The 16,396-nt window shown below is 51.8% G+C and carries 14 protein-coding genes and 2 rRNA genes; 1 reads left to right on the top strand and 15 read right to left on the bottom strand.

The annotated features are described in order from the left end of the window. Position 1: 1 nt before the first annotated feature. The 5 genes from cysE to ACFSX3_RS31590 all read right to left on the bottom strand — a co-directional run bounded on the left by cysE (position 2) and on the right by ACFSX3_RS31590 (position 5,106). Positions 2 to 694: a serine O-acetyltransferase gene (gene cysE, locus ACFSX3_RS31610; protein ID WP_209994310.1), complete on the bottom strand. Its 693-nt coding sequence runs from the start codon at positions 692 to 694 to the stop codon at positions 2 to 4. A gap of 517 nt (positions 695 to 1,211) precedes the next feature. Beyond that, the gene (gene gltX / locus ACFSX3_RS31605) at positions 1,212 to 2,675 is read right to left on the bottom strand and encodes a glutamate--tRNA ligase (RefSeq protein WP_209994309.1); all 1,464 of its coding nucleotides are present in this window, start codon (positions 2,673 to 2,675) and stop codon (positions 1,212 to 1,214) included. Positions 2,676 to 2,733: 58 nt separating this feature from the next. Further along, positions 2,734 to 3,222, bottom strand: a complete 489-nt coding sequence (gene ispF, locus ACFSX3_RS31600; protein WP_209994308.1) for a 2-C-methyl-D-erythritol 2,4-cyclodiphosphate synthase — start codon at positions 3,220 to 3,222, stop codon at positions 2,734 to 2,736. Beyond that, positions 3,219 to 3,917 (bottom strand): 2-C-methyl-D-erythritol 4-phosphate cytidylyltransferase, encoded by a 699-nt coding sequence (gene ispD, locus ACFSX3_RS31595; RefSeq protein ID WP_209994307.1) that lies wholly within the window; start codon positions 3,915 to 3,917, stop codon positions 3,219 to 3,221. Before ispD ends, ispF begins: the two co-directional genes overlap by 4 nt. 100 nt (positions 3,918 to 4,017) lie before the next feature. Next, positions 4,018 to 5,106, bottom strand: a complete 1,089-nt coding sequence (locus ACFSX3_RS31590) for a PIN/TRAM domain-containing protein (RefSeq protein ID WP_209994306.1) — start codon at positions 5,104 to 5,106, stop codon at positions 4,018 to 4,020. Between the two features lie 211 nt (positions 5,107 to 5,317). Between ACFSX3_RS31590 and ACFSX3_RS31585 the strand changes: the two genes are divergently transcribed. Next, positions 5,318 to 5,713 (top strand): nucleoside triphosphate pyrophosphohydrolase family protein, encoded by a 396-nt coding sequence (locus ACFSX3_RS31585; protein ID WP_036692322.1) that lies wholly within the window; start codon positions 5,318 to 5,320, stop codon positions 5,711 to 5,713. A 168-nt stretch (positions 5,714 to 5,881) separates the two neighbouring features. Here the strand turns inward: ACFSX3_RS31585 and pssA are convergent, their stop codons facing one another. The 10 genes from pssA to ACFSX3_RS31535 all read right to left on the bottom strand — a co-directional run. Beyond that, positions 5,882 to 6,619 carry a CDP-diacylglycerol--serine O-phosphatidyltransferase gene (gene pssA / locus ACFSX3_RS31580; protein WP_209994305.1) on the bottom strand — a complete coding sequence of 246 codons (738 nt, stop codon included), beginning with the start codon at positions 6,617 to 6,619 and terminating at the stop codon, positions 5,882 to 5,884. A gap of 64 nt (positions 6,620 to 6,683) precedes the next feature. Beyond that, positions 6,684 to 7,760, bottom strand: a complete 1,077-nt coding sequence (gene disA / locus ACFSX3_RS31575; protein WP_209994304.1) for a DNA integrity scanning diadenylate cyclase DisA — start codon at positions 7,758 to 7,760, stop codon at positions 6,684 to 6,686. Between the two features lie 13 nt (positions 7,761 to 7,773). After that, a complete protein-coding gene (radA, locus tag ACFSX3_RS31570; RefSeq protein WP_209994303.1) occupies positions 7,774 to 9,141 on the bottom strand; it encodes a DNA repair protein RadA in 1,368 nt (455 codons plus the stop codon). Between the two features lie 219 nt (positions 9,142 to 9,360). Continuing rightward, the gene (clpC, locus tag ACFSX3_RS31565) at positions 9,361 to 11,829 is read right to left on the bottom strand and encodes an ATP-dependent protease ATP-binding subunit ClpC (RefSeq protein ID WP_209994302.1); all 2,469 of its coding nucleotides are present in this window, start codon (positions 11,827 to 11,829) and stop codon (positions 9,361 to 9,363) included. Between the two features lie 36 nt (positions 11,830 to 11,865). Beyond that, on the bottom strand, positions 11,866 to 12,930 hold the full coding sequence (locus ACFSX3_RS31560) for a protein arginine kinase (RefSeq protein ID WP_209994301.1): 1,065 nt from the start codon (positions 12,928 to 12,930) through the stop codon (positions 11,866 to 11,868). 28 nt (positions 12,931 to 12,958) lie between these two features. Next, complete coding sequence (locus ACFSX3_RS31555) at positions 12,959 to 13,480, bottom strand: UvrB/UvrC motif-containing protein (RefSeq protein WP_209994300.1); 522 nt, start codon at positions 13,478 to 13,480, stop codon at positions 12,959 to 12,961. 29 nt (positions 13,481 to 13,509) lie between these two features. Further along, positions 13,510 to 13,971, bottom strand: a complete 462-nt coding sequence (locus ACFSX3_RS31550; protein ID WP_209994299.1) for a CtsR family transcriptional regulator — start codon at positions 13,969 to 13,971, stop codon at positions 13,510 to 13,512. 360 nt (positions 13,972 to 14,331) lie between these two features. After that, positions 14,332 to 15,504: a GNAT family N-acetyltransferase gene (locus ACFSX3_RS31545; protein ID WP_209994298.1), complete on the bottom strand. Its 1,173-nt coding sequence runs from the start codon at positions 15,502 to 15,504 to the stop codon at positions 14,332 to 14,334. A gap of 434 nt (positions 15,505 to 15,938) precedes the next feature. Then, a 5S ribosomal RNA gene (gene rrf, locus ACFSX3_RS31540) occupies positions 15,939 to 16,055 on the bottom strand. A gap of 138 nt (positions 16,056 to 16,193) precedes the next feature. Then, positions 16,194 to 16,396: ribosomal RNA gene (locus tag ACFSX3_RS31535) — 23S ribosomal RNA — on the bottom strand; the annotation flags it as partial.

Here is a 16,396-nt window from a genome sequence, read left to right as displayed (position 1 = left end):
CTTAAATTTCGTAATCGCCGATATATTGCTGGCTTTCGAGCCGCCGCTGTTCTTGCTTCTGATTATCTTCAGTACCCATCCGTTCTCTTAGCTCCTCGATCTCCTTCTGCAGGAACTTGAGGGAATCGATCAGCGGGTCAGGCATCTTGGTATGATCCAGCCGGTCGGATACACGTTCTCCGTTACGCTTGACCACACGCCCGGGATTGCCAACTACCGTACTGTTGTTTGGCACTTCACGCAGCACAACTGCGTTGGAGCCGATATTGGAATTATCGCCGATTCTGAAGGAACCCAGTACTTTGGCACCAGAGCCGATGACTACATTGTTGCCGACGGTAGGGTGGCGCTTGCCCTTCTCTTTGCCGGTTCCCCCAAGTGTAACCCCCTGATAAATGATGACATCATCACCAATCTCGCAGGTTTCACCAATGACAATACCCATTCCGTGATCAATAAACAACCGGCTGCCGATGACCGCGCCCGGATGAATCTCCACTCCGGTCATGAACCTGCTGATCTGAGAGACGATGCGTGCCAAGGTAAACCAGCGGCGTTTGTAAAAAGAGTGGGCCGTCCGGTGTGCCCAGATGGCATGAAGCCCGGCGTAGGTGAAGACTACCTCGAACCTGCTGCGGGCGGCGGGATCATTGTCGAATACTGCCCGAATGTCCGACTTGATATGCTTAAACATCGCGGTTCCCCTCTTCTTTGAGATGCTATATTTCAAGTGGAAACGGCCTTGCAGTCCTTTTAAAGGACGGTACCGTTTCAGCAAGAAATAGAAGGATAATGTATAGCGTGAAACCTATACATTCTTATATTTCAACAAAAAACGCCCCTGCAGCATGATAGCTGCAGAGACGTTTAACCGCGGTCCCACTCTGCTTGAACATTCGTATACACTAGGGGCCGTCTAACTTCCCAGCCCCTGTATCCGGTGTTCCTCTTGGCGTCTGTAACGGCGACAGCCCGGCACAGTCTACAGTCCCGCACAGGGACGTTCAACCATGCAGCTCACAGGTGCATCTTCAGCGGCAGACAAATGAATAACTCCCAGCCTGCTAGGGCATTGGCCCTTAAGCGGTTATTCTCTCTGGTAATTGCCCTTATACGCCTACTTTTCCTGATCCCAGCTATTCTTATATTCTTCTATCTTAGCGAAAAGCCACAGAACTGACAAGGGTCTTCTCCCCTTGCATGTCCCTGCCCTAAGCGCCTTTGATTTGTGATTTCAGGCGTTCGATCACCCGGCTGCGGCCGAGCAATGCAATCGTTGCATTCAAATCACGGCCATGCATCTGTCCCGTAAGAGCGACACGAATCGGCATAAACAGCGCTTTGCCCTTATGTCCGGTCTCCTTCTGCACTTCCTTGATCAGAACAGCCATATGCGGAGCGCTGAAATCTTCGGCAGCCTCCACTTTGGCCAGAAATGCGGACAGCACTTCAGGAACCTGGGCTTCGGCAAGTACCTGTGCCGCTTCAGTCTCCAGCTCCAGATGGCTGCGGAAGAACAGCTCGGAGAGGCCAATAATATCCGACGCAGCTGTCATTTGCTCCTGGTACAGCGCAACCAGGCTCTCCGCCCAGCTCTGCTGCTCCTCACTCAGCACCTCAGGCAGACGGCCAGCCTTCTGCAAATGAGGAATGGCAAGTGCCGCGATCCGCTTGGGATCGGCATGCTTGATATAGTGATTGTTCAGATGCGCCAGCTTATTCGTATCAAATACTGCCGGGCTCTTTGACAGGCGGTCCGCCGTAAAGATCGAGACCAGCTCTTCCTTCGTGAAGATCTCCTCTTCTCCCTCAGGCGACCAGCCTAGCAGGGTAATAAAGTTAAACAGAGCTTCAGGCAGGTAGCCCAGCCGATCGTACTGTTCGATAAACTGAATGATCGATTCATTCCGTTTGCTCAGCTTCTTATGGTCATCGCCAACAATCAGTGTCATATGGCCGAATAGCGGAGCTTCCCAGCCCAGTGCCTCATAGATCATGAGCTGACGCGGGGTGTTAGAGATATGATCTTCACCTCGCAGCACATGGGAGATAGCCATCAGATGGTCGTCCACCGCTACGGCGAAGTTATAGGTCGGAATACCGTCCTTCTTCACGATGACGAAGTCGCCCATTTCTTTGGTATTGAACGAAATGCTGCCTTTTACGATATCATTGAAGGTATAAGTGCGGTCTTCCGGAACAAGGAACCGGATGCTGGCCACGCGTCCTTCCGCCTCGAAGGCCAGGCGCTGCTCCTCGGTCAAATTACGGTGTCTACCGGAATAACGCGGGGTTTCGCCCCGTGCCGTCTGCTCTTCACGTTCGGCCTCCAGCTCTTCCGCCGTGCAATAGCAGCGGTAAGCCAAGCCGCGGTCCAGCATATCCTGCCAGTAGACACGGTATAGATCCAAACGCTCAGTCTGGCGGTAAGGCCCGTATTCCCCGCCTACATCCACACTTTCATCCCAATCGATTCCCAACCACTTCAAATACTTCAGCTGGCTCTCTTCACCTTCTGCAATGTTGCGCTTAAGATCGGTATCTTCGATCCGGATAATGAACTTGCCGCCCAGATTGCGGGCGAACAGATAGTTAAACAAGGCTGTTCTGGCATTTCCGATATGTAAATGTCCCGTAGGGCTCGGTGCGTAACGCACCCGAACTTGATCCGCCATGGGTTTCCCTCCGCTTCATAATGGTTAAAATTAGGCATTTCCTTAAGCTAAAGCCATCTCACGATGATATCACATCTTGCAGCAGACAAACAATAGATTGGGCGGCAATTCCTTCTCCGCGCCCTGCGAAGCCAAGCTGCTCAGTCGTTGTTGCTTTTACATTCACCTTCGATACGTCAGCGTTCAGCGTGCGGGCAATAATCTCCGTCATCTGCGGAATATAAGGTGCCATCTTCGGTTTTTGCGCAATGATAGTTGAATCGATATTCCCCAGCCGGTATCCGCGCTCACGCGCAAGTGCCCATACCTGCTCCAGCAGCTTCAGGCTGTCTGCATCCTTGAAGGCCGGATCGGTATCGGGAAAATGTCTGCCGATATCCCCAAGGCCCAGTGCTCCCAGTATAGCGTCGGTTACAGCATGCAGCAGCACATCCGCATCGGAATGCCCCAGCAGCCCCTTCTCATAAGGAATCGTCACTCCGCCGATAATACACGGCCTTCCCTCGACCAGCTGGTGTACGTCAAATCCTTGTCCTACAGCAATCATCTGTGTTCCTCTCCCCTGCTTCTTACTGTGAATTCAGCGAAATCCAGGTCCTCCGGCGTCGTGATCTTAATATTCTTGTAGCTGCCTTCTACAACTGACACGGTAATGCCGCTGCGTTCCGCCAGACTGGAATCATCTGTACCAAGAAAACCGTCCCGCTCTGCCTCCTCATAGGCGGACAGCAGATCGGACAAACGAAAAGTCTGCGGGGTCTGAATCGCCCACAGACTTCGCCGATCCGGCGTTGACAGCACTTTGCCTTCACTGTCGACCTGCTTGATCGTATCCTTAACCGGTACTGCCAGCACCGACGCTCCGGCTGACTGCGCACGCTCGTAACAAGCCTCTATCTCGCTGTCCTGCACGAACGGCCTTACCCCGTCATGAACCATGACCCAATGGGTATTAAGTTCATCCAGTCCGCGGCGTACCGAATGCTGGCGCTGCGCTCCCCCGGTGATGACAGCAGCCACTTTATCCAGCTTGTAGGCTTGTACCCATTGCTTACAGCGATGCACATCCTCTTCCCCGGTGACAAGCACAATTTCGGAGATCCGCTTATGCCGCTGGAATACCTCCAGAGTATGCACGATAATCGGCTTGCCCTGCAGCAGCAAATATTGCTTGCTCTCTGCCGTTCCCATCCGGGTTCCTCTGCCTGCCGCTACGATAACGACGCCAACACTGTTTGACATGCTTTCGGCTCCTGTCTTTCTTTCACGTATACTCCCATCATAACGTGTTTGGCTGGCATTTCCAAGCCCGAAAGGGCGTTGCCGGAGGCCTTGGCTGAACTTATTGTGCTTTTTCCAGCAGCTTCGGTTTGGCAAAAATCATCCGTCCTGCCGATGTCTGCAGTACGCTCGTCACCAGAACTTCCATCGTAGTGCCGATATAATCCCGGCCGCCCTCCACCACAATCATCGTGCCATCGTCCAGATAGGCTACGCCTTGTCCATGTTCTTTGCCGTCCTTTATCACCTGTACAATGATCTCTTCGCCTGGCAGAACCACCGGCTTCACTGCATTCGCCAAGTCATTAATATTCAGTACTGACACTCCCTGCAGCTCACACACCTTGTTAAGGTTGAAGTCGTTGGTGACGACCTTGCCGTGCAGCACTTTCGCCAGCTTAACCAGCTTGCTGTCCACCTCCGAGATTTCCTCGAAATCCCCTTCATAGATCAGCACCTTAACGTCCAGCTCTTTCTGAATCTTATTCAGGATATCGAGCCCCCGGCGTCCGCGGTTACGCTTCAGCAGATCTGATGAATCCGCAATATGCTGCAGCTCCTCCAGTACGAATTCAGGAATAACAATGGTGCCTTCGATGAAGCCCGTTTTGCAGATGTCAGCAATCCGTCCGTCAATAATCACGCTGGTATCGAGGATCTTATGCTCCTGATTTCCGCGTTCCTCCGGTTCCGCAGAACGCGCCCAGCGTCCGGTATTCCAGAGCGAAGCGAGCTCCTCCTTCTTCTCCAGTCCGATCCGCAGACCCATATAACCCAGGGCAAGCGTAGCAGCTACCTGCAGCAGCTCCCCTGCTTTGCCCAGCCAGGCCATAACGGGATACAGCAGCAGAGACAGCAGCAGACCTCCCGTAAGCCCCGCTGCGCTTGCAGCAAGCTCATTCATCGGGATACGCGAGCAATACGCAACCGCCTCCCGCAGTTTTGAACTTGCCCATTCCGCGCATAAAGTCCCCGCAATCAGAAAAATAATGGCACCCAGCACCGCACACAAAACGCTTCCTTCCATAGGCAAGCTATCCTCCAGTTTCCCAAACCCAACCGGGAAGCCTCTTTCTGCCGCGTGATATAGCGAATAACCGGACCAGGCTCCACATAACCCGGCAAGCATCAAAATCATCTTTTTCCACATAACCTCGCACCTCCTTTTATTCATCCACCAATCCTCTATACCTCACCAGTATGTTCCAATTTTTAGGACGATAATCCAGAGGGCCGTTATTTTTTCTGTAAGCCCGAAATTCCCGGTCAGCTCTCTTGCCGTAAACCTCTATTTCTGGTTGAAAATGAGGGAGGCCCTGACATATAATGAACTCAATTACGAACCCAGGGGTGAATGGAAAATGAGCGCACCAAGTTTACAGGCCTTCCAGGATCAAGTCTCCGAACTGCTGCTCCGTCACCGTAGTCTTCTGGATGTAATGTCCAAGAACGGACAGAGCAGTGCTTCCGTCAATCGAGCCGTCGTCAAAGCCATTACCGAATGCGGCTGCATTCAGCTGCATGCCACCAAGCAGGTCTTCGAACCCACGTTGGGGCTAGAGCAAGCCAAGGAGCTTGCCGGAACCCACCTGGCAGGGGAGCTGTGCGAGAACTGCCGCGAGGTCATTGGCTCCGAGCTGGGGCGCGAGCTGTTCTACATGTCTGCGCTCTGCAATTTGCTTGCAATCAATATGGACGAGGTTGTGGCCAAGGAATCGCAGAAATGCGCAACTCTCGGATTGTTCAACTTGTCCTGAGCAGACCATTCGCGCTCTCCTTCATCCATTCCGCCAGTATGGGGGGGAACCATATACTTATACATCCCTTCCTGTAGACAGCAAAAAGGCATTGCACTCTCCTGATATTCAGGAAAGGCAATGCCTTTTTACTTACGGTCTATGAATGAGATAAGTTCTAAAGAAGGGCTAACCATTCTTGGAATGATATACCTTATCCTCCGTGCGTCTTCTGCGGCGGCGTTGCCGGCGGACCTTAAACAGTCCCAGGCTCTGCCTGAAGCCATACAAAGCGTACAGCGCAAGCAGTCCAAAGATCAGCTTGGCAATCTGCTCGGGGAAGACAACAGCAACGGCTACAGCTAGCACTATGACAAGAGGTGCGCCTACAACCGCTTTTTTGGGAAAACCAATCTTCTTGAAGTTAGGATACTTCACTGTGCTGACCATCAGATAAGAGAGCAGCAATGTAGCCACAATCATGAATGGTGCAGATACATCCTTATGGAAAAGTGCAAGCGTGGCGAGAACCCCACCCGCAGCAGGAATCGGCAATCCTACGAAATATCCGGGAATCCCCGGGCGGACATTGAACCGGGCCAGACGCAAGGCTCCGAATACTGGGAAGATCGCTGTGATCGTCCACCCCAGTGCAGGGTTCAACTCCTGCAGACTTGTCAAATACATAATCAGTGCCGGCGCTACTCCGAAAGAAACTACATCGGATAATGAATCCAGCTCCTTGCCGAATTCACTCTCACATTTCAGCGCACGGGCCACACGGCCATCCAGCCCATCGAGCAGCATCGCGATAATCACCATGATAGCGGCCATGCTCAGCTTACCGTCAAACGCCATCATGATACCAAACATTCCAAGCATCAGATTACCAATCGTAAAAAGACTTGGAATTGATTTTTGTATCATTTCTTCACCTCAGTTTTCCTACTTGTACTGCATGGGACTGCGACATTACGTGATTGTATGGTATTTACATTTGTCTGTCAATAAGAACTTGTTTCTGGAGCCGCTTCAGCCCATCCTGAATATTGCGTGCGCGGATCTCACCGATGCCGTCTACTTCATCAAGTTCAGCAATGCTTGCCTTCATCAGGTTAGGCAGCATTTCGAAGCGTTCCACCAAATTGTGAATGATCACATTCGGCAGCCTTGGAATCTTGTTCAGCAGGCGGTAACCGCGCGGAGTCACAGCTTCTTCGGAGGAAATGGCTGTCGAGGAATAGCCCAGCAAGCGGGCAATATGGTTGTCATCCATCAGTTCATCATCACTGCTGCGCTTCAGCCCGGCAATGATCTCACGGATCTTGTCCTCCTGCTCCACTCTTGCATAGTCTCTGTACAGAAGCCAGGCGTCTTCCTCAGTATTTCCAACCAATTCTTCCATCTGCATGCTGATCAGCCGGCCTTCATTGCCAAGCTCGTTGATGTAACGTTTAATTTCCATTTTGATTCTCAGAACCATCTCCACCCGCTGAATCACACCGACGACCTCCGCCACCGTTACAATCCCCTCGTATTCGGAAGCAGACAGGTTGGTCAGCCCTTGTGTCAGAACGGCTTTGTACTTCTCCAGGGTCTGAATCGCCTGGTTGGCTTTGGCCAGAATCGCACCGATTTCCTTGAGCGCGTAACGGATGGAGCCCTGATACAGCGTAATAATATTACGGCGCTGGGAAATGGAAACAACCAGCTTGCCGGTCTGCTTCGCTACACGTTCAGCCGTCCGGTGACGGATTCCTGTCTCGATCGAAGAGATGGAAGAATCGGGGATAAGCTGTGTGTTGGCGTACAGAATCCGCTTCAGATCCTCGCTCAGAATAATCGCTCCGTCCATTTTGGCCAGCTCGTATAAATAATTGGGCGAAAAATCGCAGTTAATGGAGAAGCCGCCATCGACAACCTCCATGACTTCCGGACTATATCCGACAACAATCAGTGCCCCGGTCTTCGCGCGAAGCACGTTCTCCAGCCCCTCCCGGAAGGGTGTTCCGGGTGCGGCCATTCTAAGCAGATCATTCATATTATCTAATGGATTATATTCTTTCATGTCCCTGTGCCCCCTAATCTAACGCGACCGCTAGTGCCTGTGCTACTGTGCTGACGCCTATAATCTGGATATCCTGCGGATGCTTCCAGCCCTTCAGACTCTTCTCGGGCATAATCACCCGCCGGAAGCCAAGCTTGGCCGCCTCCTTCACCCGCATCTCAGCGCGTGATACCCCTCTCACCTCACCGGTAAGCCCTACCTCCCCGAAAAACACATCATAAGGCTTGGTCGGAAAATCACGGAAGCTGGAGGCGATGCTGACGGCAACAGCCAAATCCACCGCCGGCTCATCCAGCTTCACCCCTCCCGCGACATTGAGGTAAGCGTCCTGATTCTGCAGGAACATGCCCATCCGCTTCTCCAGTACAGCAATGATCAGCGCCATTCTCTGATGATCCATACCTGTGCACATTCTGCGGGGCGAAGGGAAATGTGTCGAAGCAACCAACGCCTGCAATTCAACAAGAACGGGTCTTGTGCCCTCCATGCTGGCTACCACAGCTGAACCGGCCACGCCGAGCGGGCGCTCGGACAAGAACAGCTCTGACGGGTTCTCCACCTCGGTCAGCCCGATTTCCCCCATTTCAAAAATGCCGATCTCATTGGTGGAGCCGAAGCGGTTCTTCACCGCACGCAGCAGACGGTACGTATGATGGCGTTCTCCTTCAAAGTAAAGGACACAATCCACCATGTGCTCCAGCATACGTGGGCCGGCAATAGCGCCTTCCTTTGTTACATGCCCCACAAGCACTGTGGCAATTCCCCGGATCTTGGCGATTCGCATGAATCTTGTCGTACATTCCCGCACCTGTGCCACACTGCCCGGCGCACTGGTTACCTCCGGCATAAATACAGTCTGGATCGAGTCAATAACCAGAAATTGAGGCTGAATCTGCTCAATCGCTTCCTCGATACTCTCCATGTTCGTCTCACATAGAACGTACAATTCCGCAGACAGTGCTCCGAGGCGGTCGGCCCGCAGCTTAGTCTGCCGCACGGATTCTTCCCCCGAAATGTACAGAACGCGCAGTCCCTGAGTGGTAAGGGCATGCGAAGTCTGAAGCAGCAGTGTGGATTTCCCGATTCCGGGGTCGCCTCCAACCAGCACCAGCGAGCCGGGTACGATCCCTCCGCCTAGCACGCGGTTAAGCTCACCGATGCCCGTCAGAATACGCGGCTCCTTGTCACTTTCTATATTTATGATCGATTGCGCCTTTTCTTTACTCTGAAAAATAGGTGCATTCATGCCTTGTGTTTTGACGACGCTTTCCGTTTCCTCTACCATCGAGTTCCATTCCTGGCAGCCCGGGCACTTACCGAACCATTTCGGTGATTCGTAGCCGCATTCGGTACAGAAAAATTTTGTTTTAGGTTTAGCCATGTGCACTCCTTACCGTCCGAACTTGCTAAAATTGCGGATATTTTTCTCTTATTCAAAGTTTACCATTTCTGCACACTTAACGGAAGGACACTTAAGATCTACTTTTCATTTGCGTCTTCATTTAGGCATGTCTAGGTCATGCCTGATGGGCTGGTTACAAACAAAGCTCCCGCCCCTCTATACGGAGGAGCGGGAGCTTTGTTTCATTTTCCGGAACAATTATTCAGTTTCGACTGTTTTCTCCAGGGAGACCTCTGCCGGTGCTTCAACGGTGGTAACAACCAGTTCGCCGTTAACCTCATCAATGTTAAGGGAATCCCCCTTCTTGATGTTTCCTTTGAGCAGCTCTTCGGAGAGGCGGTCTTCGATATGCTTCTGAATCGCCCGGCGGAGCGGACGGGCACCGAAGGCCGGGTCGTAGCCCTCTTTAGCCAGGAATGCTTTGGCAGCATCCGTCAGCAGGAAATCTACATCGTGCTCTCGCAGACGCTTGCGCAGCTCCTCGGACATCAGGGTAACGATCTCGGCGATATGCTTCTCATCCAGGGAGTGGAAGACAATGATCTCGTCGATCCGGTTCAGGAACTCAGGGCGGAAGCTCTTCTTCAGCTCTTCCATTACCTTACCCTTCATATTGCCGTAATCGGCACCGGCATCCTGTACCGCGGTGAAGCCTAGAGTCGAATTCTTACGGATCGCTTGTGCGCCTACGTTAGAGGTCAGGATAATCAGTGTATTGCGGAAATCGACCACGCGGCCTTTGGAATCGGTCAGACGGCCGTCTTCCAGCACCTGCAGCAGAATGTTGAACACTTCAGGGTGAGCCTTCTCAATCTCATCCAGCAGGACCACGGAATATGGCTTGCGGCGTACCTTCTCCGTAAGCTGTCCGCCTTCTTCATATCCTACATATCCTGGAGGAGCCCCAACCAGACGCGAGGTGGAGTGCTTCTCCATGTATTCCGACATGTCGATGCGGATTACCGCATTCTCGTCACCGAACATCGCTTCGGCAAGTGCCCGTGCCAGCTCGGTTTTACCAACCCCTGTGGGTCCGAGGAAGATGAAGGAGCCCATCGGACGTTTCGGGTCCTTCAGACCCGCACGTGCCCGGCGGAGTGCCCGGCTGACAGCCTTAACGGCTTCATCCTGTCCAATTACTCGTTCATGAAGCAAGGACTCCATGTTCAGCAGACGGTCCGTCTCTTCTTCCTTCAGCTTGCTGACCGGAATGCCGGTCCAGCTGGCAACAACCTGTGCGATATCCTCAGGCGTAACCTGAGAATCGGTGCGGCCCTGCTTTTCTTTCCACTGGTTCTTCGTAGTATCCAGCTCTTCCCGAATTTTCTGCTCGGTATCGCGCAGTGCAGCAGCCTTCTCGAATTCCTGGCTTTGTACTGCGGAATCCTTCTCCTTGCGGATATCATCCAGACGCATTTCGAGTTCCTTCAGATTCGGCGGAATGGTGTAAGAATTCAGTCTTACCTTGGAGCCCGCTTCATCAATCAGGTCAATCGCCTTGTCCGGCAGGAACCGGTCCGGAATATAGCGGTCCGACAGCTTGACGGCTTCCACAATGGCTTCATCCGTAATCTTCACCCGGTGATGAGCTTCATAGCGGTCGCGGAGACCGAACAGGATCTGAACGGCTTCTTCCGGCGAAGGCTGATCCACGGTGATCGGCTGGAAGCGGCGCTCCAGGGCAGCGTCCTTCTCAATATATTTGCGGTATTCATCAAGCGTAGTGGCACCGATGCATTGCAGCTCACCACGGGCTAGAGCAGGCTTCAGGATGTTGGAGGCATCAATCGCACCTTCCGCACCACCCGCACCGATCAACGTATGAAGCTCATCAATGAACAGTACGATGTTGCCCGCTTGGCGAATCTCATCCATGATTTTTTTGAGGCGGTCCTCGAACTCACCGCGGTATTTCGTACCGGCTACGACAGAACCCATATCAAGGGTCATTACGCGTTTGTCGCGCAGGGTCTCCGGAATTTCATTGTTGATGATCTTTTGGGCCAGACCTTCGGCAATCGCTGTTTTACCAACCCCCGGTTCACCAATCAGTACCGGATTATTCTTGGTCCGGCGGCTCAGCACCTGAATGACACGCTCAATTTCCTTGCTGCGGCCGATCACAGGGTCAAGGTTACCATCCTTGGCATAGGCCGTCAGATCGCGCGCCAGGCCGTCCAGTGTTGGTGTGCTAACGTTCGCCGGAGCTCCGCTGTGGCTGGAGGTGGCTTCACTGCTGCCCAGAAGCTGCAGTACCTGCTGGCGTGCCTTGTTCAGGCTAATGCCGAGATTGTTCAGCACACGAGCTGCTACACCCTCTCCTTCACGGATTAGACCGAGCAGGATATGCTCTGTTCCCACGTACGTATGACCCAGCTTGCGGGCTTCGTCCATGGACAGCTCAATCACCTTCTTGGCACGAGGAGTATAAGCGATGTTGGTCGGTTGCTCCTGACCTCTGCCAATCAGCGTTTCCACTTCATCCTGTATCTTCTCCAGACCTAGACCCAGTCCGATCAGTGCCTTAGCGGCAATGCCGTCTCCTTCACGAATCAGTCCGAGCAAAATATGTTCTGTCCCAATGTTGTTGTGTCCCAAACGTACGGCTTCTTCTTGCGCCAGCGCCAGCACCTTTTGTGCGCGTTCCGTAAATCTTCCAAACATCATATCTCCTGCACCTCCACGGATAATATATATCTATAATTAATGTTGTGATCCCAATGTCTCCCGGAGCAGCTTCGCCCGGTACATATCGCGTTCGGTGGAAGTCAGCTCGTCACCGAACAGCTTTTGCAGAAAACCAGTCTGGGTCTTGACATTCAACTCATTGAGCACTGAAATCGACGGCCCTTCCAGAATTCCAAGGTCCACACCAAGCCGCAGATCGGAGAGCCGCTGTGCGGACTCCTTAAGCTCCATCACTGCCGCATAGGACAGAATTCCGTAGGAACGTTTAATGCGGTCCGTAATCCGGAGAGCAGAGTCGACCAGCAGGCGTTCACGTGCATTCCGTTCATGCTCTATAATCTGGGTGACTACGCTGTGAAGATTCTCGATGATCTCATTCTCGGTCTGTCCCAGCGTAATCTGGTTCGAGATCTGAAAGATATTCCCTACTGCTTCGCTGCCTTCACCATAAATTCCTCTAACGGTAAGCCCCACCTGATTGACTGCGGACAAAATGCGGTTAATCTGATGAGTCATCACCAAGGCCGGCAGATGGACCATAACCGAAGCTCTCAGCCCTGTGCCCACATTGGTGGGACAACTGGTCAGGTAACCTCTGCGGTCATCAAAGGCATAATTCACAGCAGCCTCAAAAATATCGTCGATGGCAGTTGCCCTTACCCAGGCTTCTCTGACCTGCAATCCGGGGAACAGACACTGAATGCGGAGATGATCCTCCTCATTGATCATAATGCTGACCGACTCGTCCTCATTAAGAATGACTGCTCCGCCTTTGGAATCATCCGCCAGATTAGGACTGATGAGATGCTTCTCGACCAGTACCTTTTTATCCAGCTCATCCAGCTCATCCAGTCTCAGCAGCTCAAAGTTGCCGAAATCTGCAGAGGCTTCACCCTGAAAAACGGGGGCAAGCAGGTCCAGCACCTCTTCGGACTGCTCTCTTGAGGCAAGCAGCGGGAAGGGCAGATGCTCCAGATTACGTGCGATTCGCATACGGCTGCTGATTACAATCTCAGAATGACTGCCACCGCAGCGCATCCAGTCACTAAGTGCTTGTTCGGTAAACCGGAGACTTGACATGTCCAATCCCCCCTATATATCAAAGACTTTACTCTTGTGGCATTTCTTTTTCAAGCTTGCGGATTCTGTCCCTCAGCTCAGCTGCGGTCTCGAACTCCTCCTGCACAATACTCTGCTGCAATTCCTGCTTCAGCTCATCAATCTGGCGTTTGCACATGATCTGTGCACCTGCACGCTTGGGAAGCTTGCCGACATGTGCCGTACTGCCATGCACCCGTCTGAAAAGCGGGTCGAGCGTACTATCGAAATACTTATAGCAAGAGCTGCAGCCAAACCGTCCAAGCTTGCTGAACTGTGAATAGGTCATGCCGCAGTTTTCACACTGCAGACCCTGCACATTTTGCGCTGCTGTTTTGCCCTTGCCCGAGCCTTCCAGATCAAGGAGACCGGAAAGCAAGCTGTGGATAGAGAAGCCTCCCGCAGTCCCGGGAATCAGTTCACCCTTCTCCCGCGCACAGCTTTCGCAGATATGAAACTCCGTCTTCTCTCCGTTCACAATCTTCGTGAAGTGGAGTGTAGCCGGTTTGACGCCGCATTCCTGGCATAGCATGAGCGGTGTCCCTCCTACCATTTGACAAATTATTTGCCTAATAAAGAGATTAACATAGCCTTCATAAGCTTGGCACGAATCTCATCCCGGTACGGCAGATTAACCGTCAGGCATTCCCGGGAAACCGCGGACCGCATCAGACACGCTTCACGTTTGGAGAGGAAACGGGCCTCCTCCAGCTGATAAATCAGCCCTTCGGCACAATTCTGATCAATATCATTCCCTATTGTGGAGTTCAGATGTGCATACAAGGCCACATTCTGAGGCAGCTCATAGCGCTGAATCCGGATATATCCGCCACCGCCGCGTTTGCTCTCCACGACATAACCCTTTTCCAATGTGAACCGTGTACTAATGACGTAATTGATCTGAGACGGGACACAGGAGAACTGGTCCGCCAGATCATTGCGCTGAATTTCCACCGTACCTTCGGGACTTTCATGCAAAATACCTTTCAGATATTGTTCAATAATATCGGAGATATTACGCATCACTCATCCTCCAGTGTGTAAGCATTGGGTAAATCTGTACTGCGCCAACGCCTGCCGTCCAGACATGCTCTTAAGAATTTAACCCGGGCAATGCATTAAGAATCGGCTGTGATCGCCTATGCACTGCGCTTTTCTCTAAATGTTACATTCCTGAGAACGATGAGCTCGGGGCCGCGTTGACTTTGACTTTCTTTGACTTTTTCATATTATAACATATTCTCACTGAATTCCAAGGGGTTACTCTTATTTTTTACTTTTTGGCGGCATTGTATTCCAGTTCCCTTTACAGATCACTGAATTGAGACGTTATGTATAGGAAAGCTCCTCCGCTTCCAAGGGAAGGGGAAGAGCCGTTCTCTGTCAGAAAAAATCGAATAATGCCGTCTCGGCCTGCGGAATCAGCGCTTCAAGCCAAGCTGTCGCCTCAGCAGTCCCCGATAATTGTCCGTACCTGGCTGCCTGATGTGGACGTTTATATCCCATCAGCAGCACAGTAAGCGTACCGATACTGCATTCAAGGTCAGCCTCTGACCGCTCGCCTTGAATCTGGGTAAACGTTGCTTCCCCCTGCTCCGACACATTCCACCGCCATAACCCGTTGTTCCAGGAAGCATGCTTATCTTCAATATAAAGCAGCCGTTCACGGTCACCCTCCGGCACATTGAAGGTCATATTCTCCACAAAAGCCTTAGCATTGACAATACGTGCCATGAAGTATGGATAATTCTCCTGCGCAATCCGCGGATCGGGGAGAAGGAAGGGAAGTATGTCATCAGCAGGCACCAGCTTCAGCTGTGCGGCTGTAAGCATGGAGTCATGGTTGGCAAGAAAGGTCCACAAGCCCTGGCGGGCCAGCTCATTCACATAGATAAATTCATCAATGATCAGCTCTTGGTTCACTATTTTATACAGCACATATCCTTCCGGTTCACCCTGCTCCGAATAAAACACACCTCTGTGCGTATCCTCATCAAGCACTCTTTCTTTCCACCATTGCTCTGTGCGCAGGAGCGTGCCGTTATACCGCATGGCAAATGTATTGTACAACTGCTGAAATACTGCAATATCAGGTGTCCCGCGCTTCACAGTGCCTTGGATCTCCGTCTTCTGCGGGAACTTCCCTACAGGAATGGTATACTTCTTATATTCACAGTAGATCTCCCAGCCAAATTTACGGTAAAAAGGAATCAGGAACGGATGCAAAAAGGACAACGTTTGACCGTTCTCATTCATTGTCTTCAGCGCATGGGTCAGCAGATGGGCTACATACCCCTGCCGGCGGTTCTCCGGCCAAGTCGCGACACCGGCAATTCCCCCCATGGAAACGGGTCTGCCCTGGATACATGCCTGTAGCGGAAGAAGCGTCAGTTGTGCGCCTATTCCATCTCCTTCAAAAAGCCCCCATATCTGGTCCGGCTTAAATTTCTCCCTGGCGCGTACCCGGTCTTCCCCGGACACCTTGTACTGAAAAGCATATTCGGACAAGCTCAAGCTGTCCTCAAATTCTTCGTTCCGTAATTTCCTAATTTCCATTCTGCTCACCCCGTTAATATTTCATAGAAATCGCGACAATTATTGCTTATTAGAGAGTATAACAAGCAAATCGTCCGGATGCTAACGAGGCGCCCCGAATCGGCTTTAACACACAAGTTATCCACAGCTTTTGTACAACAAAATAAAAAACCGGAAAGAGTTTCTTCCGGCAAAAACGAGTTATCCACGAATAGCAATTATCTATCCACATTATTCACTTTTTATCCACAAAATCGGTGTATTACTTATGTTTTTTCTTGACTCATCCCTTGAATTATGCGTTATACCCCCATCTTCCGGGGATAGATTCGTTCCTGAAATTGTATCCACATGTGTGCAACTTTTCTGCACTTACCGAAATCTATCCACAGCTTTTCCACAGGCTTGTCTGCACGCAAAAAAACCACTGTCGATTGCTCGACAATGGCTCATGTGCTTGGCAACGTCCTACTCTCCCAGGACCCTTCGGTCCAAGTACCATCGGCGCTGGAGGGCTTAACGGTCGTGTTCGGGATGGGTACGTGTGGAACCCCTCCGCTATCGCCACCAAACATGATTTTTGCGCTGCGTTGACATCTGTGAGATCACTCCCGCAAAATATCAATCCTCAGAAAGGACATGCAGCTTAAAATCTTTCAGGAATTTGATTCCTGAAAACTGAATCCGAAATGAATCTGCGTATTAGAAATTTGGATAAGCCCTCGACCGATTAGTATTGGTCAGCTCCATGCATTGCTGCACTTCCACCTCCAACCTATCTACCTCGTCGTCTTCAAGGGGTCTTACTAGTTGGGAAATCTCATCTTGAGGGGGGCTTCACGCTTAGATGCTTTCAGCGCTTATCCCGTCCGTACGTAGCTACTCAGCCATGCTCCTGGCGGAACAACTGATG

The sequence above is a fragment of the Paenibacillus rhizoplanae genome (assembly GCF_042684125.1).
GTDB lineage: Bacteria > Bacillota > Bacilli > Paenibacillales > Paenibacillaceae > Paenibacillus_AQ > Paenibacillus_AQ rhizoplanae.
The sequence above is the reverse complement of the archived record's forward strand: the minus strand, read 5'-3'. Positions and strand labels throughout refer to the sequence as shown.